At 56.1% G+C, this 24632-nt stretch carries 20 protein-coding genes; 8 read left to right on the plus strand and 12 right to left on the minus strand.

Annotated elements, in window-relative coordinates; translation table 11 throughout:
* Position 1: 1 nt before the first annotated feature.
* The 3 genes from I8E17_RS32980 to I8E17_RS32990 form a co-directional block, all read right to left on the minus strand.
* Positions 2-2263: a hypothetical protein gene (locus tag I8E17_RS32980; RefSeq protein ID WP_209159704.1), complete on the minus strand. Its 2262-nt coding sequence runs from the start codon at positions 2261-2263 to the stop codon at positions 2-4.
* A 290-nt stretch (positions 2264-2553) separates the two neighbouring features.
* Positions 2554-2955, minus strand: a complete 402-nt coding sequence (locus I8E17_RS32985) for a hypothetical protein (protein ID WP_209159705.1) — start codon at positions 2953-2955, stop codon at positions 2554-2556.
* Between the two features lie 210 nt (positions 2956-3165).
* Positions 3166-3609, minus strand: a complete 444-nt coding sequence (locus tag I8E17_RS32990; RefSeq protein WP_209159707.1) for a helix-turn-helix domain-containing protein — start codon at positions 3607-3609, stop codon at positions 3166-3168.
* A gap of 78 nt (positions 3610-3687) precedes the next feature.
* On the opposite strand from I8E17_RS32990, the gene I8E17_RS32995 reads away from it, so the two are divergent.
* Positions 3688-4932, plus strand: coding sequence for an MFS transporter (locus I8E17_RS32995; protein WP_219256787.1), 1245 nt, complete (start codon positions 3688-3690; stop codon positions 4930-4932).
* A 502-nt stretch (positions 4933-5434) separates the two neighbouring features.
* Complete coding sequence (locus I8E17_RS33000) at positions 5435-6169, plus strand: LuxR family transcriptional regulator (protein ID WP_209159708.1); 735 nt, start codon at positions 5435-5437, stop codon at positions 6167-6169.
* A 475-nt stretch (positions 6170-6644) separates the two neighbouring features.
* Here I8E17_RS33000 and I8E17_RS33005 read toward each other — a convergent pair whose 3' ends face one another.
* The 3 genes from I8E17_RS33005 to I8E17_RS33015 form a co-directional block, all read right to left on the minus strand.
* Positions 6645-7157, minus strand: coding sequence for a chemotaxis protein CheW (locus tag I8E17_RS33005; RefSeq protein ID WP_209159710.1), 513 nt, complete (start codon positions 7155-7157; stop codon positions 6645-6647).
* On the minus strand, positions 7157-8941 hold the full coding sequence (locus tag I8E17_RS33010) for a PAS domain-containing methyl-accepting chemotaxis protein (RefSeq protein ID WP_209159712.1): 1785 nt from the start codon (positions 8939-8941) through the stop codon (positions 7157-7159). The genes I8E17_RS33005 and I8E17_RS33010 overlap by 1 nt, the downstream gene beginning before the upstream one ends.
* A 330-nt stretch (positions 8942-9271) precedes the next feature.
* Entirely contained in the window at positions 9272-9991 is a 720-nt protein-coding gene (locus tag I8E17_RS33015) for a LuxR C-terminal-related transcriptional regulator (RefSeq protein ID WP_209159713.1), read from the minus strand.
* Between the two features lie 472 nt (positions 9992-10463).
* On the opposite strand from I8E17_RS33015, the gene I8E17_RS33020 reads away from it, so the two are divergent.
* The 6 genes from I8E17_RS33020 to I8E17_RS33045 all read left to right on the plus strand — a co-directional run bounded on the left by I8E17_RS33020 (position 10464) and on the right by I8E17_RS33045 (position 17796).
* On the plus strand, positions 10464-10961 hold the full coding sequence (locus I8E17_RS33020; RefSeq protein WP_209159715.1) for a molybdopterin-dependent oxidoreductase: 498 nt from the start codon (positions 10464-10466) through the stop codon (positions 10959-10961).
* Between the two features lies 1 nt (position 10962).
* Positions 10963-13158, plus strand: coding sequence for an ATP-binding protein (locus I8E17_RS33025; RefSeq protein ID WP_209159717.1), 2196 nt, complete (start codon positions 10963-10965; stop codon positions 13156-13158).
* An 11-nt stretch (positions 13159-13169) separates the two neighbouring features.
* Positions 13170-14240 (plus strand): HD domain-containing phosphohydrolase, encoded by a 1071-nt coding sequence (locus tag I8E17_RS33030; protein ID WP_209159719.1) that lies wholly within the window; start codon positions 13170-13172, stop codon positions 14238-14240.
* 650 nt (positions 14241-14890) lie between these two features.
* A complete protein-coding gene (locus I8E17_RS33035; protein ID WP_209159720.1) occupies positions 14891-16147 on the plus strand; it encodes a hypothetical protein in 1257 nt (418 codons plus the stop codon).
* A 263-nt stretch (positions 16148-16410) separates the two neighbouring features.
* Entirely contained in the window at positions 16411-17157 is a 747-nt protein-coding gene (locus I8E17_RS33040; RefSeq protein WP_162993111.1) for a class I SAM-dependent methyltransferase, read from the plus strand.
* A 225-nt stretch (positions 17158-17382) separates the two neighbouring features.
* Entirely contained in the window at positions 17383-17796 is a 414-nt protein-coding gene (locus I8E17_RS33045) for a hypothetical protein (RefSeq protein ID WP_121593417.1), read from the plus strand.
* Positions 17797-17853: 57 nt separating this feature from the next.
* Here I8E17_RS33045 and I8E17_RS33050 read toward each other — a convergent pair whose 3' ends face one another.
* The 6 genes from I8E17_RS33050 to I8E17_RS33075 form a co-directional block, all read right to left on the minus strand.
* Complete coding sequence (locus I8E17_RS33050) at positions 17854-18900, minus strand: glycosyltransferase (protein ID WP_209159722.1); 1047 nt, start codon at positions 18898-18900, stop codon at positions 17854-17856.
* Between the two features lie 67 nt (positions 18901-18967).
* The gene (locus I8E17_RS33055) at positions 18968-20188 is read right to left on the minus strand and encodes an NAD-dependent epimerase/dehydratase family protein (RefSeq protein WP_209159724.1); all 1221 of its coding nucleotides are present in this window, start codon (positions 20186-20188) and stop codon (positions 18968-18970) included.
* Positions 20189-20199: 11 nt separating this feature from the next.
* Positions 20200-21366 (minus strand): galactosyltransferase-related protein, encoded by a 1167-nt coding sequence (locus I8E17_RS33060; RefSeq protein WP_209159725.1) that lies wholly within the window; start codon positions 21364-21366, stop codon positions 20200-20202.
* Between the two features lie 306 nt (positions 21367-21672).
* On the minus strand, positions 21673-22296 hold the full coding sequence (locus I8E17_RS33065) for a methyltransferase domain-containing protein (RefSeq protein WP_209159727.1): 624 nt from the start codon (positions 22294-22296) through the stop codon (positions 21673-21675).
* Between the two features lie 95 nt (positions 22297-22391).
* Positions 22392-23312: a glycosyltransferase gene (locus I8E17_RS33070; protein ID WP_121593424.1), complete on the minus strand. Its 921-nt coding sequence runs from the start codon at positions 23310-23312 to the stop codon at positions 22392-22394.
* Positions 23313-23330: 18 nt separating this feature from the next.
* Positions 23331-24623, minus strand: coding sequence for a glycosyltransferase (locus tag I8E17_RS33075; protein ID WP_209159729.1), 1293 nt, complete (start codon positions 24621-24623; stop codon positions 23331-23333).
* Between the last annotated feature and the right edge of the window lie 9 nt (positions 24624-24632).

Genomic DNA, 24632 nt, shown 5'->3' on the forward strand with positions numbered 1-24632 from the left:
ATCAAATAGTTTCGAGTTCACCATGTGCGTCTCGAACGGCATCTGCCACGAGAGTTCTGATGGTCTTTATAAATTCAAGTTTGATTGGTGACATGTCCGGACCGGGGACCGGCGCTGCATGTTGAAGAAGAAGATTTATCTGCTCTGACCGCTGCTGCGATGACCCGCGACCCGCGAGGTCGAATGCTCGCTGCCAGGCGATGATTTGCTCCTCCACGATCCTCTGTCTGGAGAAATCATGCAGGGTCCGAAACACGCGATTTCGAACGTCCGCAAGGGCTTCCTGAGCTTCGTCCTCAGACGCGGGCGCCCGCACCCAGGATGAAGGGCTGTCCAGGAATCGTGAGACTTGCGTCTGCAGTTCCCGGATAAGGTCAGCGACGGGCTGCAGATTGCTATAATGGTCAATGCCGACAACAACGCGTCGGTTCAACGCCTTTACGCGAGTCCAATGTTCCTTCTGCGTGCCGCCCCCTCCGCCAACGCCGAGTTTCGACGCCCATCTGTCGGCGAAGCGGGTCGTTGCGGCCTGAATAGCAAAGTCGAGGCCGACAAGATTGTAGCGAGGCGCGACATCTGCCTTGACGACTGATGCTATGGCGTTCCTGCACTGTTGAAAGAAGCGGTCGAGTTCCTTCTGCACGCCGCCAGGAAGTCGGGCGCTCTTTTCGTGAAGTGCTCCGAGCATGTAGCTGTTCGCTTCGATGGATTTCCCTAGAGAATTCGCTACGCCGCCGCCGACGACCTCACGCAACGAGGTCAGGCCGTTTCTGACAGACGCCAGGACGTGATCTCGCTTCGCGACGAAGGTGGGGAGGTTGTCGCCTTTGACCTGGTCGAAGTGGGTAAAGGCTACCGCGAGCTTGCTGTGATAGCCGGCAGTTCCGACTGACGACAGGACAGCGAGAGGCGAGGCTTGCATTGGCTGTTCAGCGTTGTCGACCAAAAGGATAACATCAACCTCGGCAAAGCGCTTGGTGATCGACGTCGCGATGCTTGCGGTGCTGTCCGGCGTGTGGCCAAGCCCTTGGCCGTCTAGTAGAATCAGGCGGGGCTGTTCTGACGTGAACTTCGGAAAAAGGGGGCCCGCGACACGGACGCCGTCAACCAAAGGTGTCAGCAACCGCCCATAAGATGGAGCGAAATTGCTCGAAAACCATCTGACTTGCCGAATGAATTCGCCACGATCTTCAGAGGTGAAGCTCCATGATTGCGGCCAGCCGGAGTGTGTTCGCTCGAATTTACCACCCGGCACGAGATCAAGGCGCGCCTGGATGTCGTCGATGACATCCTGGACCAGATCAGGAAATTCATTGCTGTCGTAGAATTCGCCCTCAAGCAAATCCAGCGCTGTGTCCCAGTCCTCGGGGCTTGCGGTTTCGTACTCAAGGCCAAGCGTCACGAGATGGGGGATGGCAATCGATTTCACCATCTCCCGGACGCGGGCGACATATCGCTCCAAGCCTTTCTGGTTTCTCTCAGCCTCAGCGGCCGGCACAGCATCTTCGTCCGCTGATGAGTGCGCCTCCGCGGAGGGAGTTGCGTCAAAATCCCAATCATCGACCGGGACATCAACCGCAGCGCTCTTCCGCCAGTTTCCAAGAGTGTATCCCAATCGATACCGCTGGTCAGCGTGATTGAGAAACCTGTCAGCGACCCGCTCATCAGGACTGTTCGTCAGGACGGCGGTGCAGGCATTGAGGACGCATTCTTCGATTGCAATCCGTAATTCTTGCTCGGTGAAGAAGGTGACGACCGCCTCATACTTCGTCCCAGGCTTCAGAATCACCTCGGTCTCGGCAATGGTCGTCTTGGCGGTCGATGTCGACGGAAAGCGGTCTTCATCGGGGTCTGAACCGATGAGGTGACGTACAAGAGAGGTTTTTCCGGCGCCCGTGGTGCCGACGAACAAAACCTTGGTGTAGCCGTCGGAGGCGCCCAAGAGCGGCATTATGTCGTCCCTCAGCGCCCGATTGTCGACGTGTGCAACCTCGATATCGTCATAGAAGGCGTCGACGATCCTGGGATCAAAGTTCTGGGAGGCCTCCGGCTTCCGCGCAACGCTCCACCATCTTGGATCGGAAAGGAGCGCGTTCATTTGGCTGACCAGCTTTTCCGCCTCTTCTGCAGAGGTGGTCCCTAGGCCTCGGCGGACTTTTAAGCCGGTCTTTCGCTTTGTATCACGCCGCATTGGATGCCGGAACGTGACGCTCCAGCCTGGACGTCCGGGGTTCTGGGTTTTGGTAGCTGTATACTTGATCACGATCACATCCTCGATGATGTACCTGGGTGTACCAGCTCAAAGCATTCCAGTCAATGGAACACTCTGGAACATCATTTAGGCTAGCAAGCGATCGCTGCTGAATGGAGCCTGTACGTGCCGCCGCGGTTAACTCGTGATCCGGGCAAACTAAATTTTCTGGCATCCCGCGACCGCGTACGGGTGCGTTGCACCAAGCAAGATCTCGGCTGTAGCCTTCAATCCCAACGTTTAGCTCGCGCATCGAGCTCGACCGCGTCAGGCAAGGTTGACAGGTGTTCGTCAGAGCTGCTTCATGCATTGCCCGCTGTTTGTGTGAAATTCAGTAGCCGGCGTCGGAAGTTATCGGGATCGAAGCGCGGCTGCCCATCAATTGATACAAGCGGCTCTTCGCCTGCGCATCGGAAGAGATCTTGATGGACTTTAGTCCTTCCAACTTCTGATGAGGGCAGTGTAAATCCAGCCGCTCCGCCAGCTTGAACGAATAGTTCAAGCGCACGTTGCCGAAGTCGGATCGACACGACAGAGGCTCGGAGCTGATAGTCATCATGTACTCCACGTTGTTTTAGCAGATCAACAATCCGAGCCACCTGAAGATCGTTATCCTTGCGCTCTTCAGCGGACGTAGACGCCTGCAACGCATAAACTTCATCCAGTAGCTCAAACGTGATCGGCGTTTCATTGGCTACGTCCAAAACCGTCGGCTCTTGGCTTATCGGGGAAGACGCCTGTGTATGATAAAGGACATTATCATATGAATACAACACTTTGGCGTCATTTACCTATGTGGCCGTAGGTTCATGTCCCTTCAAGAGCACACGCCTTCACCTACTGCAACAACCCGAAGAGCAACCTTCTCGGCACTGATTGCCACACTCACGGCGTAGCCGGATGGGTCGTCGTGGTTATACTTCCTCTGCTTTCAATGACCACTTTGGGGGACCGCTCGTCTGACCATCGCGCTTGATGGTCCGATGGATCAGCCTTCGGAACGTGGGGCATTCCATATGCGACGGCGCCGGGCAGTCGGCCATATGGCGCAGTGTCTCGCCCAGCGCCGTCAACTCCGCGATCTGTTGATCGATGTGCTCCGCCTTTTGACGCAGCAGGTCGCGGGGCAGATCCGGCAAGCCATTGCGGCCAAACATGCCGGCGATCTCCTCGAGCGAGAAGCCCGCAGATTTCCCCATGGCGATCATCTTGAGCTGCAGCAGCACCTCGGGCGGAAACTGCCGGCGCAGGCCGTGACGCGATACCGAGGCGATCAGGCCGGCCTCCTCGTAATAGCGCAGGGCCGACGGCTTGATCCCTGTGCGCGCGGCGACCTCACCGATATCCAGGAATTTCATACTTGACCTCAAGTTGGCTTGAAGTGGCAGCTTGCCCCTCAGTTGATCATTCGACAAGAGGAAACGACATTGGACACCATCGATTCACCCCGACCGCTGACTGGTCGAGCCGGCATCACGATCGCCCTCTCGTTGGCCACTGGCCTGGCCTCGCTCGGCACTAGCATTGCCAACATCGCCCTGCCGGATCTCGCCAGGTCCTTTGCCGCACCGCTTCCACAGGTGCAGGCCGTCACGGTGGCCTATCTCGCCAGCCTGACGGTCTGCGTCGCCGCCGCCGGCCGTCTTGCGGATCGCTTCGGAATTAAGGCCATGCTCGTGCTGGGCCTGGTGCTGTTTACTTTGGCCACCGGGCTCTGCGCCGCCGCGCCGACCCTGTCGGTGCTGATCGCGGCAAGGACGTTTCAGGGCGCCGGCGCGGCATTTCTGATGACGCTGGCCATGGCATTGATGCGCCAGACCACAGGCGAGATGCAGATAGGGCGGGCCATGGGCCTGCTCGGCACCGTCTCGGCCATCGGCACTGCCCTTGGCCCCTCTCTCGGCGGGCTGCTGATCCCGCTGTCAGGCTGGCGGGCGATATTCTGGGTGCAGCTGCCGTTGGCAGCCTTGGCGTTGATCCTGGCAGTCTCGTTTCTGCCGCGTGACGCGCACTTAGCCGATAGCAAGGCGCCGAGCCTCTGGTCGGTGATGGACCGGAGTCTGGCCGGCAATCTCCTTATGAATATGCTGGTCGCTGCCATCATGATGACGACGCTGGTTGTGGGACCCTTCTATCTCGGCCTCGGGCTGGGATTGACCGTTTCTGAGGTCGGCGCGGCGATGGCGATCGGCCCGGTGATTTCGATCGTCAGCGGCGTGCCATCCGGCCGGCTCGTGGATGCCTGGGGCAGCCACTGCGTGCTTGCAATCGGCCTGGCCCTGCTGGGTGTTGGAGCGCTTATGCTGGCCATCGTGCCGGGCGTGATCGGGGTGGCCGGTTATGTGCTGTCGATTCTCGTCCTTACACCGGGTTATCAACTGTTCCAGGCGGCCAACAATACGGCAGCCCTAGCGGATGTGGCCAAGGACCGCCGCGGGACCGTGTCCGGGCTCTTGGGCTTGTCGCGTAATATCGGGCTGATTGGCGGTGCTTCGGCCATGGGCCTTTTCTTCGCCCTTGGTGCCGGCACGACGGATGTCACCCAGGCGCCGGCGTCGGCTATAGCATCCGGGATGCGCCTGACCTTCCTCATTGCCGGTGCCTTGACCATGGCTGCCTTCGCCGCCGCGGTTTTCCGGCCGGACAGGCATAGGGCAGAGGTTGAGCGCCGTGAGCCCTGACGGGGACAGCTCGTGGAATGGTGGTCAATTGCCCCAAACCATGGCCCTCACGTCGTTCGAACTACGGGTCGATGGTTCAGATCCATTCAAGGGGCTAAAAACTGTTTGCGCGCCGTCACAACGCGTTGCTCATCTCGCTCGCCGTCTATCTCGTGCCGCTGCTCCCGCCCCTGATGAGCTTTGATCCGGTAGCGGAGGAGGTGAAATGCGACACCCTCCCGTTGCTGCTCACTCATCTCGTCTCGCCTCAGATCCTGCTCGGCCAGCTCCTCGCTCTCGCGGTTACGCTCGGCTACGGCGCGGCACGGCTCTGGTGGCGACGCGGAAGGCGGTGCATCCCATGCGCTAAAAGCTGAAGTCGCGCGGCGCAGAGACATCGCTGGTTGCGTTCGACCTCGCTTACCTAGCAGGGAAGGACGTCGCCTGACGTTAAGATAGGTAAGGTTCGCTTAACCTTCTCGCCCGATAACTGGGGCAAATTCCTCAACTTGAAGCGAGCACCATGAGCGTCAGCACACAGTCGGTTCTGTCTCCGAACGCCCTCGACGACTATGTCGACCTGCGTTCTGTTCCCAATCACCGCTATTTCGGGAAGAACGACATTATCGAAAGACTACGCCGTGCCGTCCCGTTCGACTACATCTTCATCTCCGGTCTTGACGTTGACCACTACCGCTTTGGAAACGGCTTTTCGATCGATACGGACCTTCCTCCTGGTTACGTGGAAGCTTATCACGCCGACCGCCTATACGCCGAGGACCCTTTTGTCGCGGCCGCCAAAGCGGCAAAAACGGTAGTTGTCGAACACGAGGTCTATGCCGAGCACTCGCCGCCACAGCGCTTGCTGTACCTTCAACGCACATTCGGCGTACTCAACAGGACGCTGTTCCCAGTCGCGCGCGAAAGCGTTGTTTATGGAGCAGTTGGCGTTACCAAGGCCACGCCATTCAATGACGATGAACTGACTTTCCTCTCGCTGGTCGCCGACACAATCCATACCGTCGTCACGAAGCCGCTGATGGAAAAGTTCGCGGCCGAACACCTGCGCCTCTCTAAGGGCGAGATGGCGTGTCTGTCTCAGGCGAGCGTCGGCTTGACGAGCGACGGGATCGCGAAGGCCACAGGGTATCAGGTCGACACAGTCAACAGCTACATCAAGTCTGCGATCAAGAAGCTCGGAGCCTCGAATAGAACCCAGGCGATCGCGGAGGCAATCAGACGACGATTAATTGCTTGATTTAGTCGCGAGCGTCGAAACACCTGGGCCAAGTTCTTATCGAACCCTTGTTGAGATGTGGCTTGATCTCGCTTAATGCGAGTTCCGCATTGCCGCCGACTATACCGTTGCGGACGCGACTTGGTAGCGGCCTTCCAGTTTGCGAGGCTGGAGTGCCTGTCCGCTCGGACGGCTAACGGAGACGCTGCGTTTATGCGGTTGACGATTACGGGTACCCCCGCACCGGCGGAAAACTGAAGTTTCGAAAGTGATAGGACGGCTCGTGAAGATAAGGTAGCTCCTCCCGCTTAAATCAGACCGGCCGAACTGGGCGAGATATGCGAATATCTCTTGGGGAAGGTGGTCCCTCGGACCGAAACAGTCGAGGATGCGTTTGACGTTTGTCGCGTGTGGTTCGCAGGTCGGCTCGCCGATGCAGTAGCCACGGCCAACGCTCCACATCTCGCATCCTTCCTCCATGAGCGCCGTGACGAGGTCAATGACGCGCGGGGAGACAGAGGACGACATCTTTGCCCGGCCCGTTGGTCTGGCCCTTCGTCGCTCCCAGAAGCCTGGAAAGGTTCAGAAGACAGATCATTCCCTGTTCCAAAGTCAGCATTCCAGCCGCGAACTGCAGTTCCACCGTGGCGACCACTTCCGGAACGGGCTGCACCGAAGCACTGTCGACGGTGAGGATATCGGAAACGCTATCTACGAGGAGGCCAAAGACCTCGTTGCCGACTTCCGCCACCACGATCGCCGAACGCTCGGTTCCCTGCGTCATCCCCATGCCCAGGCGTCCGGCGAGGTCTATGATCGGAACGACCTCACCCCTGAGGTTGATGACCCCGAGTACGTCCTCGGGAGCGTGGGGTACGGGGGTGCAGGCAACCCACCCCCTGATTTCGCGAACCTTCGTCGTCTCGACGCAAAATTCCTGACCCCGAAGACTGAAGGCGATGATGTCCATGTCACTCGCCGCGGCCTGTCTGAATGAGCTTGCCAACATCAGAAGTCCTCCCATGCCTGGGCAAGCGCGTTCCCGCCCCTGATCTGCTGGCTCACTCTGCGACGAAGCGCATGAACGGGCGTCGGCGCGGCTTCTGGTCTGGCGTAGGTCGTTGGCACCGCGACATCGAGAGCCCCGCCTTCGTCGACCTTGAATTGGCTTACAAGGTTGAACAGCGCGTCTGCCTCGCTGGAGAGTCCATGACTGGCAGCGTTCGACTCCTCCACCATGGCCGCGTTCTGCTGCGTCCCTTGGTCGATCGTGTTGACCGATATGTTGATCTCGCGCAGACCCACGGCTTGTTCCCGCGCACCTTCCACGATGGCCGCGACGTTGACGTCGATGTCCTTCACCTGTGATACGATCCGGGAGAGCGACTGGCCCGTCTCGTCTACCAGCGAGACGCCCGCTTTCACCTCCTCGCCCGAGAGGCCGATCAGGGCCTTGATTTCCTTTGCCGCCCCGGCAGACCGTTGCGCAAGCTCTCGGACCTCTTGGGCGACGACCGCGAAGCCCTTACCAGCCTCCCCGGCGCGCGCTGCCTCGACGCCTGCGTTCAGCGCCAGCAGGTTGGTCTGGAAGGCGATGTCGTCGATGACGCCGATGATATTGGCGATCTCTTTCGACGATTTCTCGATCGCTCCCATCGCATCGATCGCGCGGGCCACCACTCGGCCAGATTCTTCGGCATTGGTGCGGGCGGAAACGACGAGGCGTCCCGCTTCATCGGCACGCCGGCTGGAGTCGGAGACCGTCTGGGTGATCTCCTCGAGGGCGGCCGCCGTCTCTTCGACCGAGGCCGCCTGCTGTTCGGTCCTTTTCGCAAGGTCGTCGGCTGCCGTCTTCATTTCAGACGAGCCGGCGGCGATCGCCTGTGCGTTTTGCCGGACAGCCTTCATGGTGGCGCGGAGCTTTCCCGAAGTGTTGTTGAAGTCCACCCGAAGCTGTTCGAGTGCCGGAATGAAAGCCGTGGGTAGGTCGGCGCAGAGATTTCCTGAAGAGAGCATCTGCAGGCCGTTTCCCAAGGCCTGTACGTTTTCCACCCGACCTGTAACGTCCGTGGCGAACTTGACAACCTTGAAGACCTTGCCGTCCACACCGAAGATCGGGTTGTAAGAGGCCTGGATGTAGACCTTGTTGCCGGAGCGGCCGATCCGCATGAATTCCTGCGACACGAACTCGCCGGAGCGCAGGCGGTCCCAGAAGACGCGGTAGTCGGGCGTGCGGATGTATTCCTGATCGCAAAAGATCGAATGGTGTTTGCCGACGATCTCGGACAGCTGGTAGCCGAGGGTCTTCAAGAAGTTTTCGTTGGCGGTGATGATTTCGCCGTTCGGTGTGAACTCGATGACCGCCTGCGCCTTGGAGAGGGCTTCAAGCTTTCCCGCGTCTTCGGCGGCTTTCTGCTTGATCGCGGTGATATCGGTCGCGAACTTGACGACCTTGTATGGCTTGCCCCGGCGGAAGACGGGATTGTACGACGCTTCGATCCAGACGTCGCGCCCGCCCTTGGCGATGCGGCGGTACTGTTTCCGGTCAAAATGGCCCTGAGCGAGACGGTCCCAGAAAGTACGGTATTCAGGCAAACTCGCTTCGACGGGATCGACGAACATCCGGTGATGGCGGCCGACGATCTCGGAGAGTTCGTAACCCAGAGCAGCGCAGAAGTTTGTGTTTGCGGTGAGGATGGTTCCGTTGAGGTCGAATTCGATGATCGCCTGCGACTTGTTCATGGCCGACATCACGGCATCGCTGTCGGACTGACTGAAATACGGTATTTTCATATGCATTCCTCTTTGTTGCCGATGGCGAGGGCGTGGGGACGCAGCCGCTGCCCGGATGAGCGGGCAGTCGCCAATGTCGGATATGGAAGACCCGGGACGGGTCTAGCGTCCGGTGTCCTGCTAATGATGAAGTGTGGTGGCCGACGCTTTTCGAACGCCGGTCAATCTCGAAAGCCGGGAATGTGGAGGCCGTCTTTTTTCGATAACCCCGAAAATAGGGGTGACTTCCTAACGGAGGATTAAGAAAATCGCGACAAGCCAAGCGAATGCGTTCTTTTTGGGAAATTGCCCAAAAAGACAGCACTTGATCATGTTCGGGATTGGGACTGTTTAGTCTATCAGACGATGCCGGATGGCGATTGCGATCGCATGTGCGCGATTGCGCGCCTGTAGCTTTCTTGTTGCCGATTTGAGGTAGCTGTCCACGGTCTCGCGGGTGAACCTGGAGGCTGCAGCGATCTCTTCGCTTGTCATTCCCTGGCCCGCAAGGCGGATGCATTCGACTTCACCGTCGAGCAGTCCGACAATCTGTGGGCCGAAGCGGTCTACAAGCGGGCGGGTCACTCGCTCGTGAAGAGGGGGCGCGATCATGCCGAGATACTCTGCCTCGTCGGCCCCGAACGGCGCGCCCTCCCTGGCGAAGACGACGGAACCGTAATTGTGTCCGCCGCGGCGCAGGAAGAACGCTATCCGGCGGGATATGCGGAAGGTGCGTAATAGGTACGCGAGACGCTGGGGCATCTCGTAGTGCCCAGCCAAGCTGTCTTCGGTCACAACGCCAGCGCCGTCTTTTCCCGCCAGGACCATCGGATCGTCAAGGAAGAGCTTTTCGCCGGCATAGGCCTCCACAAAGGCCGGGGGAAAGCTTGAGGTCACGCTGTTGAAGTTTCCGACCTTGTACGATCCGAGGTCGAAACCGCTGACGCTAACGAAATCGAAAGGAACGGCGCGCTTTGCCAACGCGACCGCGGCGTCGTCGCTCATCCGGCGATGCCGCGGTAGGGAAGCCAGATCGTCAGGCAGTTCAGCGATTTCGGCTTGGCTCAACATTTTCAACATTTCTCGAGATCGGTGCGCGTCCTTGGCACCAAATCTGGGGGCAAGGTATTAAGGCTAGGTTAATGCGAATACCTATAAGTTTAATCATTCAGGCGATTTCAACTTACTATCGACGTTTTCGGGTAGGTTTTCCCCGACAATGTCCACCAGCGTGCGGCGGTGTCGCCACTGACGCATTCGCCGAGCGGCCATCACAGCCCCAAGCGTCAATCTCAATATCGGCTTAACCATGCCGGCCATCTGGGTCTCTCACCGAGGGGAACACGTTGCATTTTTACTGACTGATTCACGTTCGTTCAACAACTCTGCCCTAAATTTAGGGTGTCGGGCGTCTCGCCCAAGCCGTCATGACGACGGTTCGTCACAGGTCTCCTTCTAACTGGAGACGCGCGGACACCAGCCCTCCCGGCATGTCGCTTTTGACGGCCGACGCCTTAGGCTTCGGCGAACGCGAGGATTCTCAATGCATTCCGCAATCCGCATGGCGGTCCTTGCCGCAACCCTGCTCGCCAGTCAGGCTTTCGCGCTCGACGTGCCGAAAGGGCAGGTCGTTCTGACCGTGTCGGGCGAAATATCCCATCCGAACGCAGGGAAATCGGCCGAGTTCGATCTTGCCATGCTCGAGGCGCTGCCCGGGCGCAAGGGAACGATGGAAACCCCTTGGACAACCGGAAAGGTCGAGTTTTCCGGCCCGCTTCTTCGTGCCGTTCTCGAAGCAGCCGGGGCCAAGGGTACGAGCATCAAAATCGTCGCGCTCAATGATTACGCCGCCGAAGTGCCGATGGACGATGCCATCAAACTCGACAGCATACTGGCATCGCGAATGAACGGCGAGACTATGTCGGTTCGCGACAAGGGACCGCTGTTCATGATCTATCCGTTCGACAAGGATACCTCGCTCTACAACGAGAAATATTTCTCGCGGTCGGTCTGGCAGATCAAGTCGATCGAGGTGAAGTGACATGGACAAAGCCGGAAAGAACGGGGATGTCATTCGGCGTGTCAGCAAAGGCACTGCGTTCCTCCAGGGGTTCGCCGTATTGCTGCTACTCTGCCTTATCTACCTTCTTTCCGGCGTCTACGGAAAATACCAAGAGCTCCAGGACGGCATCCGTGAAAATGCTCTCTGGTCTGTCTACCAGCTCGACCGGGAGACGCGCCGGCTGAACGAGGTTGGATCGGAAATGCTGGCCCGCCAGGACGTTTCGGGCGAGGCGGCCAAGAAGCTTTCGACGAGGTACGACATCCTCTACTCGCGAATGGCCCTATTGAAAAAGGCCAATCTCGATTTGCGGCTAGGTGAAACGCCCGGACTATATCAGCTCGTCGCGGCGATCGAGCCCGCAGTCATGTCTAAGGCTCCCATCTTCGACGCGATTGCAGCCGGGCAGTCTCCGGATCTCATTGTCTTGGCGGAATTTTTGTCTGACATGAAGCAGGTGATGAAGAACACGGAGGAGCTCCTGACCAACACCAACAACAAAGTCAGCTCCGAACGTGCGGATGCGCGTGAAGCTCTCCAGTCACTACAGGTCAAGACGGGCGCGGTGACGTTTGTCCTCGCGCTCAGCGTCGGGGTTCTAGTTGTCTCACTCAGACGGCAGCTCCGATCTGTCCGTGCGGCAGGTCTCGAATTCGAGGACATGGCCCGGGAACTAAAGGAGTCCTTTGCTGCCGCGGAGGCGGGGAACAGGGCAAAGTCGCAGTTCATGGCGACCATGGGACACGAGGTGCGCACGCCGCTCAACGCCATCCTCGGAACGGCGGAACTGCTCGAACTTTCGGAATTGCCGGACCGGGTCCGCACGGGAGTCCAGACTATCAGCCGCTCGGGACAATCGCTCCTGGAAATCCTTAACGAGATTCTCGACTTCGCGAAGATGGAAAACGGACAGATTGACGTGAAGATCGGTCCTACCGACGTAGCCGCGCTGGTGTCGGATACCGTGGAGATGCTCCGCGACCGTGCTGCGGAAAAGAGCAATAGGCTCGTCGCGGACATTCCCGACAAGTCCGACGGAATTTACGTCATGACAGACCAGACCCGCCTACGTCAGGTCATCCTTAACCTGCTAAGCAACGCCATCAAGTTCACGTCACACGGGTCGGTCGCGGTGAAGCTTTCCGAAGAGGCCGCCGACGGCCGGACATTGTTGCGGTTGGCGGTGACAGATACCGGGATCGGGATCGACGAGGAAGGGCAGGGCCGCCTGTTCAAGCCTTTCTCCCAGGTGGATGCGAGCATTTCCAGAAATTACGGCGGAACCGGGCTGGGACTGATCATCTGCAAGGAAATCGTCGAATCTCTCGGCGGCAGGATCGGCGTGCGGAGTGCTAAGGGACAGGGTAGCACTTTTTGGTTCGAAATCCCGGTCGACAGGGCTGACAAGAGTGCCACGGCGCAGGCTGAAGCTCCGGTTGACTTTGCTGGCGTGATACCCAGGCTCAACATTCTGCTTGTCGAAGACAACCTCGTAAACCAGCAGGTCGCGGCTGGCTTTCTCCGCCATCTCGGACAGGGTGTCGAGGTGGCCAACGACGGAGCCGAAGCGGTCGAAATGATATCCGCGTCTCGGTTCGACCTTGTGCTGATGGACATGCAGATGCCGCGCATGGACGGAATAGAGGCAACAAAGGTGATCCGCGGCATGGGAAACGACATACCGATAGTCGCCATGACGGCGAACGCCTCTGAAGACGACCGCCGTCTATGCGCAGCCGCAGGCATGAACGGGTTCCAATCGAAGCCCGTAACGAAGAACCAGCTCGCCAGACTTATTTCCGCTTTCGAGGTTCGCCCGGAAGCTACGGTAGCGGCCAATGTGGCGTTGGATGCTGTTTCTGTCCCCGTCGCGGCGTTGAACGACCGTCAAGCCGAGATCGTCGAAGCGCTTGGCGAGGACGCATACAATGAATTGCTGGACGCGTTCTTCGACGATGCGTCTCAAATTCTCGCTGATCTCGCCGAAGCCGTGTTGCATGAAAGGTCGAACGACATAGATCGGTTGCTTCATACGCTCAAAGGCGCGGCGGGCAACCTCGGCTTCGATAGTGTCGCACATACCGCGCAGTCTCTCAGGGAGACGCGCGCATCCCAGTCCGGAATGGCGGCCATGGCCGCTGACATCGAAACGCAGCGGACAAAACGGGCCGCATAAGGAGCCAGTGAATGCGCATTCTTATTGTTGATGACAACCGTACCAACCTCATGTTCCTGTCTAAGCTGGTGTCGAAAATCAAGGGTTGCGAGCCATTGGCCTATACCGACCCGGCCGAGGTCCTCGCCGCGATGCCGAAACTGGACTTCGACATCGCCGTGGTCGATTACCAGATGCCGGGTTACAACGGTGTCGAGTTGCTTCGCGAGATCAATTTCTTCGAGAAATATCGCGACAAGCCCTATGTCATGGTCACGGCCGACAATGACCTCGCAACCCGCATGACGTGCCTGGATGCCGGCTCGATCGACTTTCTGACAAAGCCCGTGAACCCCTTGGAATTCCAGGCGCGGATGCGCAACCTCGTCGCTTTGGTCGAGGCCCGTAACAAACTGGCCGACAAGGCGGAGTGGCTGCGCCAGGAGATCGAAAAGGCGACCGAGGAAATCAGGGCGCGCGAGGAAGAAATCATCGACCGCCTTTCGATCGCGGCCAGCTACAAGGATTCGGAAACCGGCCTTCATACCAAGCGTGTCGCGGCATATTCCGAAGCCATCGCGCAGGGGTTGGGCCTCCCGCCCGAAACCTGCACGAACATAAGGCTGGCGTCCCCGATGCATGACATCGGGAAGGTTGGTATACGTGACGCGGTCCTCCTGAAGAAGGGCAAGCTCACCGAACAAGAGTTCTCGGAGATGCAGACGCACACCTTGATCGGCTCCGATATCCTCAATGAATCTCGGTCGAGCCTTCTTCGTCTTGCGGCTGAAATCGCAGGGTCCCACCACGAGCGATGGGACGGTCAGGGCTATCCCCGTAGACTGGTCGGCGAGGAAATTCCGCTTGCCGGCCGTATCGTTGCTGTCGCGGATAACTTCGACGCGCTCACGACCGTCAGACCATATAAAGAGGCTTGGAGCGTCGAGCAGGCTGTCGCTCACATCCGCAGCCGCGCTGGCAGTCAGTTCGATCCATCCTGCGTCGACGCCTTCGTCGCGACCTTGCCTTCGATCCGAAATATCAAGGACGGATATGTTGACGAATTGAAGTATACGCCCGTCGAATTGGCCGTCAGCGCGTAAGATTAATGCGTGGTGGCGTGTTGCGACCAGGCGGGTCTCGTACCGATCCACTACGTCCATGTATACGCGCTTGCAAGAAATGACGACGTTTACCACAGTCGAAAAAACAGTCCTTAACTGCGTTCACGTAGGGAGGAGCTCATCGAGCGCGTCCAACTTGCCGCGAGCTAGGGACAGGACCCATTGATTTGGACTGACGGCCATGATTCAGACGGGCGTACGCCCGGTTGCGCCAGCCCGTGGTGCGGCAACGAAAATCACGAGCGCTTTTAATGGAAACGCTGCTCTCAAAGCAGACCAGTGGGAAGAATTTTAATTGTACTTAAAAAACACGAAGACAGCAGTTGGCCCTAGGATAAGACGATGCCGTAATTGACAAATTTTCATTTGATAAGAGCTTTGTTGACGGGGTCGCGGGTTCGATCCTGTTCAACAGCAAAACGGTTTGGCTAGGTTGATGGCGCGAAGCGAAGAGCGTTCTCTCAGAAAGCACTGACGTTATTCGCTAGATAGAGCACGTTGATCAAACGCGCATCACGGCTCATGGACAGGTTCTTCGACGAAGGGTAGATTAATTTGGTATCCGCTCCCAATGGTCGCAAAGTCTGCTCACCTCTCAGCAGAGATCGGCGATCCTCGCTCGAGGTCAGATGGTAACCGCGATCACCAGCATGCGTCAAAAAAACCCCACGAGATCGGCGATCCTCGGAATATTTCTTTCTGGATTCGCGTCAGCAGCAATTGCCCCATATCAAACGCTCTTAGCACTTCAAACTTTCGGGCTTAACGTTGAAACTTACTCGCTCCTGCTCGCTATCAATTCAGGCGTCACCGTATTAGTCGCAATCTCTATCGGATCTTTGACTGATAGGTATTCGCAACATCGTGTGACTTTCCTCAGATTGAGTGCGGCATTGGGCGCGGCGGCCTTTCTCCTCATCTTCCTTTCTCGATCGGACTACTTCTTTGCTGTCGCGTTCATCCTGATCCTTCCAATTCCGGCGACCCTACCTGGACAGAACTTTGCAATTCTACGCGAGCAGATATTGAACCTCGCAGCAGAACGACGTCCGTTCCTCCTTGCAACTGGCCGGGCGTCGTCTTCGTTAGCATGGACGATGGCGCCTGCTTTAACGGCTTTCCTCTTATGGCAGGGCACGACACTGGTGTCGCTCACTCTCGTCTCCGCAGCGTGTTATGGAATTTTGCTCTTTCTCATATCGGGCTCCGCAAACCCAATCCGTAGCGATCGGTATGGTGACGGAACAACAATCAAAGGGTTACTATCTCGGACCACAATCGCGCCCCTATTGGCAGCAGGTCTTCTGGACGGCTGCCTCAAACTTTATGGGTTGATTTTTCCACTTCTTATAACGGAAACCTACGCACAAAGCGTGGGCATGCTCGGATTAGCTAGCGGTGGTATCGCACTTTTGGAAATTCCGATGATTTTCGGATGGGCCGTCCTTTTGAAGCGCCTGACCAACCGAAGAGTGTTAACGATCGCAGCGCTCATCGAGGCGATCCACCTGCTTCTGGTTCCAGTGATCAACTCTCCAATTCTCTACTATTTATGGCTATCCACCCATGTGATCGCGGCTTCGGCAATCATGAGTGTAAGCATAGGCTACGTTCAGGAGATTGTGCGTGGACCCGGCCTCGGAAGTTCTCTTATTACAGTAACAGGGTTTCTGGGATCCATGATTGCGGCGACACTATTCGCTTACACTATGTCAGTTGTGGACCTGCACCAGATACCACTCGTCGCCGGCGTCTTATGTCTTGTTGGGGCAGCGATGGTCTCCGTTAATTGGACAGATTTTTTCAAATCTGTGACCGCGTCGGAGTCAAGCAAAAGTCCACCACAACTTGAGGCAGATAACATCGAGACGCGCGAGGGTATTTGATCGCGCTCTTCATGCGGGAGATCAACTCCCCGACGGCGTGTCTACGTATATTTACTTATTTTACTATTTTCAGCTGATTTTGTTCATAAAATTCGTGAGTATATTCTTGATATTTATCGGAATTTGCTGTTTTGTTTTGCTAGTAGATGGCTGGCTGCATCGAAATTTATCCTCTTAGGCGCGCGGTACTAGATGGGACTGAGTGTGGCCTTGAGCCACCGGACCAGCACAATTTCGCCTTAGGGCAAGAACTGGAGTTCGTGATGAAAGCTTCGGAGAGGGACGTGTCTTATCCTGATAGTTTCTATGAAGCTCACCGTGACGGAATGACTCGCTCAGCGAAAGTGGTGCTTTCGGTTTTGTATGAGATCTTCAAACCTGAGTCGGTGATCGATATCGGATGTGGTCGAGGTGCGTGGCTCCGCGAGGCTGGCTCTCTTGGTTCAAAGATTCTGCAAGGGGTTGAAGGTGCCTGGATCGGAAAAGAAGACCTTCTCTCGCCTGAGATTGATTTGCAGACGGAGGACCTTGAAAACCCAAGTATAGCCGTTTCGATGCGATACGATTTGTGTTTGTCCCTAGAGGTTGCTGAGCACCTACGTCCGTCGTCTGCAGAAACCTTCGTGGAGCTTTTGTGTCGAGCGTCGGATGTCGTGCTTTTTAGCGCGGCGATCCCGTTCCAAGGTGGAACAAACCATCTGAACGAGCGGTGGCAGAGCTATTGGGCGGAGCTGTTTCGCACGACGGGCTACGAGTGCTACGACGTCATAAGGCCGAAAATCTGGACAAACAATGCTGTGGAGTGGTGGTACCGGCAAAACATTTTGTTGTTTGCCAGGGAAGGAAGTCCGGTGAGTTTCCGATTTCATGCCGAAGATCGCGCGGGCGCGTTTTATGATCTTGTTCATCCCGCTAATTTTGTAAAAAACATCCAATATATTAACAGCACCGAGGCGGAACTGCGGGCGCAGATTGCTCAACTAGAATTCAAATTGCGCAACTTCGACTGATGCTTAGCGGCGGGATTTTGGGGTCGATCCTTGCCCCAAGGACTTAAAAGAGCATGGCAACAAACGTTTCGTATTCACTTGTTCCCTCGATTTCTCGCGAATTGGTTCCGGGATTGATCTGCCCCACTTTCGAGCACAATCGAATTCAGGATTTTTGCTTGACCTCAAGTACTGTTGAGGTCCTACAACCGTAAGATCGTGGTGTTACAGGTATGACGAGGTCCGATGATGGTGATGATGTTCAGGTACTCGACCAAGAAGTTCCCGCTTAGATTTTCGGTAGCGATGGCGATCGGAATATACGTGGTGGCGGTCGCAGTCGCGATATGTATCTTCGCGATCATTGGTACGTTTCTCGGAAAAGCATTTGTTCTTTCAGAGCTTGCGACGGTATGTGTGGTCGGTGTGCCTGCAGGCTTTTCCTCCGTAGCGCTGAGCTCTCACCCCCTTGTACGTCGCCGGATCGCCGTTAGTTCGGTCCCTGCCGTGGTCTTTGCTATTGTCTACTGGATTGCATCAACATCGAAACCTGATCTTTGGCTTTCGAATTTTATCGCGAGCTTCGGTATCGGCGGTGGGGCGGCAGTGCTATACGCTTTGCTACTCCTAAACCCGCCCGTCATTCCGCGGGTGAAGTGAATGTTGCGGACTGCGCGTCCAAAATAAGAGGCAGTTGCCCCTCATATTCTGCGGCATTCAATTACCTTGTCGGTCATCATAGACATGCAAACGGACGTTTCGAAAGCTGGGATTGATCTGAATCGTGACGGCCTTCATGAATTCCCGGCGTGGCATCATCACGGCAATATTGTAGTCAGAAAACCTCTCCCCCGCCTCGATAACCTGAGACAGGGATGGATTGAAGAGCACGTGGCTTTCTTTGCTGGTTGGAATGCCGAAAGCTTGGGTACGAGCGGCGAATTCCATGGCCAAGACGCAGCGCGTCCAGTCTTTCGAGGAACTGCGAGGATCGAAATAATCTTTTACAATGTGCTGGAGCCTTACGGCGAAGCACGGATGCTTATTCTCAAATACGAGCAGATTGGACGACCAGCGTTCAAAGCGGCTCTGCTTGTCCAGTGTCTCGTGGTGTTGATGGTATGCCGCAATGGCAGGATTGAAAACGAGCTTGGAACCAGTGGAGACGAGCCTAAAGGCAAATTCGCAATCTTCCAATCCCCAGCCGGTGAAATCCTCATCAAAGCCACCGACACGCATCAGCGTTTCGCGTCGCACAGCAACGTTATGCCCGTAACATAGGTGCCAACCCATTCTTATCGAACTCATATTGCAGGAAAGTAGGTCAAACACCCGGAAGCGTTCGTCGGGCCGAGAAGGTTGGTGCCAAGGTGCGTCTCCAGAGACATCGGCAGAGTCCGTCAGGAAATTACGTTCTCCAAATTGAATGATGTCGTCCGGGTACTCATCAAATGGCAAGCAACTGTTTTCCACGAAATCCGGCTTCGTCACCTGGTCACAATCGAGAAATATGATGATCCGTCCGGAGGACCGTCTCCAACCGGTATTTCTTGCCGCGCTGATGCCCCGTCTTTCTTGGCTGACGAAGACAAAATGAGGCTCCGAGAATTGCGTCATCAACATCGCGTCCGGTTGTTCGATACTGCCGTCATCGATGACAATGACTTCAAAGCGACGGGATGTGACTTGTTTTTCAAGCGAGGCGAGCGTTGCGCCCAGAGCCGATTGGCGGTCACGATGTGGAATGATGACGCTACAGTCCATAATGTTCCTCTGTCATTGGAGGGGTGCCAGTTTTCTTGAGTTGTTTGATGAGAATACTCGCCGCATGTTATGCGTTCTCGGTGGAAAAGGGGCCGGGTCCACTGTTTCCACTGGAGCGATGGTCTGCATGTCGCCAAATCACGCTCGGAGAAATCACATCACCATTCAGGCGTGTGCGGTAGCGGAATACGGTCTGTTGCATCTCCTGAAGCAAATCGTCCGCTAGCGTGTGTGGGCGAAGTCCGAGGTCTCTAAACCGGTTGGATGCGACCGCAAATCGGTGATCTTCCACTTCCCCGCGGGGGTTGGGTATGGTGCCGATTTCGGCTCCGGTAAACCGCGCGACAGTTTCTGCAACGGCGCTGACGGAAAGCGTCTCTGCCGTTTGATGATAGACTTGTACCCCTGGTGAGTTGCGGCGTGTGGCAGTGAGCGCGGTTTCGATGCATTTGACGGTGTCAGAAATGTGGATGAAGGCCCTGGTTTGTTTTCCCTTTCCGTAGACGCTAAGCGGGAGGCCGAGACTTCCCTGCACCATAAAGCGGTTAACGACGGTTCCGTAATATTCGTCATAGTCGAAGCGGTTGACGAAATTTTCGTGCATCTGCGTTTCGGCCGTTTGCGTTCCCCATACGATGCCTTGGTAAAGATCAACCACGTCGAGGCCGAACATAGATTGATAGTAATCGAGCAAGACGCCAATCTGAGCCTTTGACGCATGATAGAGAGAGCCGGGGTTGACCGGGAATCGCGCTCGGACGCGAGCGGGGCGCTCGTTGCCTGCGACATAGCGAAAGTCGACGAGGCCTTCTGGGATAACGCCCGGATGATCGCTGTAACCGTAAACGCCGATCGACCCTAGGTGAACGAGCCGTACGCCCCAAAACTCGGATGCGAGCAAATGCAAAACATTCTGAATGGCGAGTATGTTGTTGAAGATTGTATAGTAACCATTTACTTGGTCCCCCATTGAATACGGGGCTGACCGCTGTGCGGCGAGATGAACGATCGCATCCGGTTCGAATTGCCGGAGTGCAGACCTCAGCCCATCGAAGTTCTCCGCGATATTCAGTGACTGGAATTGTAGGTTTCCCGCGAATTCCGTGTTCCAGGTTATAACGCGGTGCTCAAGGCTAGCGATAGGCGTAAGCGACTGCGCTGCGAGATCGTCGGCAATTCGCCGACGCGAGCCATCATCGATGATGAGGACCTCATGTCCTCTGTTGGCAAGATGCAGCGACGTTGGCCAGCCGCAGAACCCATCGCCGCCTGTAACTACAACCTTCATTTTGATCTCCTTCAAACGTCAATTGCGGATGGCCGCTCGGGGAGAGATATTGAGTGTATGAGCTCCTGATCCGGATTTTCTCGCTTGCTATAATTATTTTGCCAGGGACCACCGTTCCGGGCCCAAGCATGGATCTCCGGCGCCCGCTCGTGAAACAGGTGCAGGAAGACACCCCGATGGCGAATGACAGGAACGAGGCCGGCGACCTTGTTGTAGAAATCACGATCTTCGCCGCCCCATCCTGCGAAGCCTTCGTTGAACCCGCCGACACGCTCGAAGATTTCGCTTGTTACCCAAATGCAGCCGCCTGGCGAGTTTTTCGTAAGATAACCTGTAAGTGGGCCCGTGCCTTTCACGCCTTGTGAACGAAGGCGGGAAGAACCGAAAATGTCGATAAAGAACATGTCGCGGAAAGGCATGGACGCACAGTCGCCGCGTAGAAGCGAACCGGTAATGCAAATGTCTATGAAAAACCGATCGAGATAGGCGTCGCTGTCTAGGACGCAAAGCAATTGCGGTTTGGTAGGGAGTGAACGATATCCAAGGTTGATGGCGGCCGACTTATTGAAAGGTCCAGAGTCTTTCTGGAACCGATAGATGGCGCCGCTCGCCGTAACCTCGCCCTCATATCGACTGATGGTGTCTGACTCGACGACCGCCACCGTCAGGTTGGTAAATCGCTCCCTGGCTTCTGCCAGTCGTTGGAGGGCAAGCCGGAGATTTTCTAGGCGCCCATCTGACGCTGCTGTTGCACGAAAGGGAATTATTATCGCGATAGACACCGAGGTATCCGAGAATTCGCTCAGTTTCTGGTCAGCGCGGTCGAACGACTGTCGGCAAAAAAGTTGCGTCGATTTTTCGGCGACCTCCGCGGCGACCTCCGTGATAGAAGCGCTCCGCTGAGATTCTGGAGCGGACAGAAAGGCGACGATCGGACCTCTTACCAGCGAGTACAACATCTCATAGTCGACCGGTCCACCTCGGTTAAATTGGAACCTAATATGCTCGGGAACCTCGTAACTGTGATGCAGAGCGGAGAATGCTTTGGCGTGGATTTCCCGATTTTCCAGCCAGCGTTTCGGATTTATGAACTTTGGATAGGGATCTGCGTGGGTGATCGTGGAACTGATCAGCGCCCGCTCAGTATCAAATTCGCACTCAACATTTTGCGCAAACATATCAATGATCCTCGTTGCGTTCGTCATCAAAAACCGATTGCGGTATGGGTGCCTCAGTGCTTTGGCGCCTTGCACCTCGTCGGGGATTAACTGAATCACTTCCTTTCAGTGCTGATGGTCAAATAAAGTGGCCCTTCCATCGGCTAATTCGGTGGTACTGGCAGTACATCCGAGCGAGTACTGCGCCGCGAAGATCTTCTTTGTACGCGAAAGGCCTGGTTACAGTCCGTCTGCCCTCACGACGCCAAGTGCGCTTCACCAAAGTGCGATGGCGTAAGAAACATTCCGGTTTGGCTAACCGTCCAGTTAGTAATTGGCATAGTTCGCGAAAACGAGTGCGGTATCTCGCATGAAGGATGCACCATCGACTTCCGCACATCGACGGATACGATCCGTATCTTCGGCCAATAACCCGCAACCACGGTCTTCGAGATGCTTTATCCAATATTTCGGCGGCTGTAGATTGACATGGTGGTGACCGCGCTGGCCAGGCAGTGCGTGAGTCATGACTATGATTTTCCCACAGCACAGGCTGGAGAGGACATTGTCGAGATGCTCTTCATCAATGTGCTCAACGACCTCCTGGCACAAAACGAGATCAACGTTGCAATGAACGGCGGATTTCGTGAGATCGTGCATGAGGGTAGGGTAAACTGCGTTCCTGACGTTCTCGCCAAGGCCGTCCACTGCGATAACGCTCACGCCCTGCCTGTAGAGAAAGTCTGCCGCATAGCCGGTGCCGCTCCCTACGTCCAAGGCGGTTCGGACAGCAAAGCGGGATACGACGTACCGCAATACAGACGGGCAGTATGTAAAGGGATCGCCGTACTTGATATTTCCGCCAAGGTGCTTGTGATCCGCTGATAGCGTCGGTACGAGACCGCGATAGTTATTCTTTCGGTTCGATGCGGTTGTCTGTTCCATATTCATCTGTCCCTCCAGGCCTCGGGCGTGCCAACCAGGCAACGGTAACGCAGTCAAAACTCAGGGATTGATGGCACCCGGCTTAACAGCCACTTTGGTGCTCACCATCCTGCGGCCTCAAGAAAGGTTTCATTGAAGACCTGCGGATACATTCCTGCAAGCATCATGCCGTTGAGCCGGAGGTTATAGGGTGTCATCGAGATCAGACTCGATTCCCTGTTCCTAAACTTGCGATGAAAATATTTCTTATTTTCAACATCCGATCGGTCGGACTGTTCATTGTCCTTTTCTTGCGGGTAATGGACCGCTGTTGCCGCTCGGCGGAAGCAAAACCGGTTTCCGGCAACAAAAAGACGATAGCCCAAGTCGAGATCTTCAAAACCCCAGGCTCTGTAGTTGGGATCAAACATTCCAACTTTCATGAGGGCGGAACGTTTTGCGGAAATATTGCAGCCCCAAAAAGCGACCCAAGGTGCAGGCTGTACCGCAAGATCCTCTCCATAAATTGCGTAGAATTTCTCGTCCCGGATATCGTGACCTGACCTCACTGTTTCCAACCGCAGGATGGTCGCGGTAACATCATCGGGATCAACGAGATGCTCGAAATCGGCATAGTCCTCCATCTGTCCGCGGAAGCCATAGGTGTAGCCGACGACTGCAGCATCGGACCGAAGGTCCTCGTTGTGACAATTGACGTGCTCATCAACGAAACGAGAGGATGGCAGGACGCCGGCGTCAGTGAATATGCAGATGTCTCCGTTGGCAGCGATGATCCCGGTATTGCGCGCCTCCGCAAGGCGAAAGCCGATATCCTCCTGAAAATGATATTGTAAACAAAGCGCACCGGTGTGTCGCGCCACGATCGCCTGTGTGTCGTCGGATGACCCGTCATCGACGACGATGACTTCAAATGCGTGACGAGTCACTTGCCTCTCAAGGCTCTGCAATGTCCAGTCCAATAACTGCGCCCTGTTATAGGTCGGAACTATAACGGACGCTTCAAAACGATCATCCATGCGCATTCTGCTCTCCGATTCAGTTCAAATGGATCTTGTGGTGACTGTGCCAGGGCGAAGAAGCGCGCCGATTATTTCCCGCTGTCTGGTTAAGTAGTCCTCTGTGTCGTGTGTTCGTGCTGTGGCGCTTTCGCTCCCCGCCCGGAGGGCGTCGAGAATTGCGCCGGCAGACAGATTGCGTAGCACAACGGAATTCTCCGTTCCGTCGAACGTTCTTATGAACGGTTCGATAGGACTGAAGAGGATTCTCACTTTGTTGGCGCAGAAGACTTTTGCCTCACACGCAACGATTCCAAATGCCTCAAATCTCGAAGCCAGAATGACATACCTAAGGTTACGGCTTGACAGGACAGCATAGGGCGCGTCCGGATCAAATTCCCACCCGATCGTGACTCGGTCTTTCGGTAGCACCTCCGCCAACGCCTTGACACGATTGAGATAGTCTGGCTCGGCGGTCGCGTCCGGCATCAGTAGTGCCAGGTGGTACTCATCAAAGTCCGGGTCGGTGAGGAATGTTGCAGCTGCCTCGAGAATGAGATCGAATCCCTTTTGTGGCTTGCAGCGCCCCCAAGAGAATATGAGGGGACTAGCTGTCGGCAGTAGGTCGATAAAATCTGATCGGCTACCGAATTTTTTCTGATAGCGCGAGGAATTCAGGTCGAGCACGTGTTCGAAGGCCAACATATCGACTTGAGACACGCCATATTGCTCGCGAAGTACTGTTTGGAAAAACCCGCTGACGTACCCCACCCGACCGTGCAGCGAAGTGTGTATTTGTATGGCGTGCCTTTCGAATTCGTACCTGTCCGTATCAATGTCAAATATCGAGCCCAGGCTGTGTGGGACCCAAACACAGGAGAGGCGTTCAGGAGATTTCAAATATTTCATCGTCGCCGCAAAGGGCGTGTCGTGAAGAACCGCGACCACTCGATCGTATCGCTCGCAAAGCTCATCCAGCTTCTTTGCTGCTTCGCGGCTCAAGAAAGACCATTGCTGAAGAACGGAGTTCATCGAAGTGCCGAACCACATGCTGGTCCAATCGCGTGCGTCCGACAACGTGGGGAGGCAGACGATGTTTCCGCCTGTCTCGGCGCATTTCTGCTTTGTTATTGCCAATAGGTCCTCGCGCAGCCCAGTTGCCCCTTCGAGCATTTTAGGAAAAAAACAATGCAGAGAGACCGAAACTTGAGTGCCCGACACTTCTGCTTCGACCGCCTCCGAGAAGTGTTCAATGAATGAGTTGACGACGACACCGACACCGGTCTCCATGCTTTCCATTCCGTCGATTGCGCACACAACGATCGCAACTTTCTCCACCGGCGCCTC

The sequence above is a fragment of the Rhizobium sp. AB2/73 genome, assembly GCF_020871915.1.
Lineage (GTDB): Bacteria > Pseudomonadota > Alphaproteobacteria > Rhizobiales > Rhizobiaceae > Rhizobium > Rhizobium dioscoreae.

What these genes read in the sequence shown, in the direction of transcription:
- I8E17_RS33010 (WP_209159712.1), bottom strand. Translation starts at nt 8,941, where the DNA reads ATGAAAATACCGTATTTCAGTCAGTCCGACAGCGATGCCGTGATGTCG.
- I8E17_RS33035 (WP_209159720.1), top strand. Translation starts at nt 14,891, where the DNA reads ATGGTAACCGCGATCACCAGCATGCGTCAAAAAAACCCCACGAGATCG.
- I8E17_RS33055 (WP_209159724.1), bottom strand. Translation starts at nt 20,188, where the DNA reads ATGAAGGTTGTAGTTACAGGCGGCGATGGGTTCTGCGGCTGGCCAACG.
- I8E17_RS33025 (WP_209159717.1), top strand. Translation starts at nt 10,963, where the DNA reads ATGGACAAAGCCGGAAAGAACGGGGATGTCATTCGGCGTGTCAGCAAA.
- I8E17_RS33070 (WP_121593424.1), bottom strand. Translation starts at nt 23,312, where the DNA reads ATGCGCATGGATGATCGTTTTGAAGCGTCCGTTATAGTTCCGACCTAT.
- I8E17_RS33040 (WP_162993111.1), top strand. Translation starts at nt 16,411, where the DNA reads ATGAAAGCTTCGGAGAGGGACGTGTCTTATCCTGATAGTTTCTATGAA.
- I8E17_RS33030 (WP_209159719.1), top strand. Translation starts at nt 13,170, where the DNA reads ATGCGCATTCTTATTGTTGATGACAACCGTACCAACCTCATGTTCCTG.
- I8E17_RS33050 (WP_209159722.1), bottom strand. Translation starts at nt 18,900, where the DNA reads ATGGACTGTAGCGTCATCATTCCACATCGTGACCGCCAATCGGCTCTG.
- I8E17_RS32990 (WP_209159707.1), bottom strand. Translation starts at nt 3,609, where the DNA reads ATGAAATTCCTGGATATCGGTGAGGTCGCCGCGCGCACAGGGATCAAG.
- I8E17_RS33060 (WP_209159725.1), bottom strand. Translation starts at nt 21,366, where the DNA reads ATGTTTGCGCAAAATGTTGAGTGCGAATTTGATACTGAGCGGGCGCTG.
- I8E17_RS33045 (WP_121593417.1), top strand. Translation starts at nt 17,383, where the DNA reads ATGATGGTGATGATGTTCAGGTACTCGACCAAGAAGTTCCCGCTTAGA.
- I8E17_RS33065 (WP_209159727.1), bottom strand. Translation starts at nt 22,296, where the DNA reads ATGAATATGGAACAGACAACCGCATCGAACCGAAAGAATAACTATCGC.
- I8E17_RS33015 (WP_209159713.1), bottom strand. Translation starts at nt 9,991, where the DNA reads ATGTTGAGCCAAGCCGAAATCGCTGAACTGCCTGACGATCTGGCTTCC.
- I8E17_RS33020 (WP_209159715.1), top strand. Translation starts at nt 10,464, where the DNA reads ATGCATTCCGCAATCCGCATGGCGGTCCTTGCCGCAACCCTGCTCGCC.
- I8E17_RS33005 (WP_209159710.1), bottom strand. Translation starts at nt 7,157, where the DNA reads ATGTTGGCAAGCTCATTCAGACAGGCCGCGGCGAGTGACATGGACATC.
- I8E17_RS33000 (WP_209159708.1), top strand. Translation starts at nt 5,435, where the DNA reads ATGAGCGTCAGCACACAGTCGGTTCTGTCTCCGAACGCCCTCGACGAC.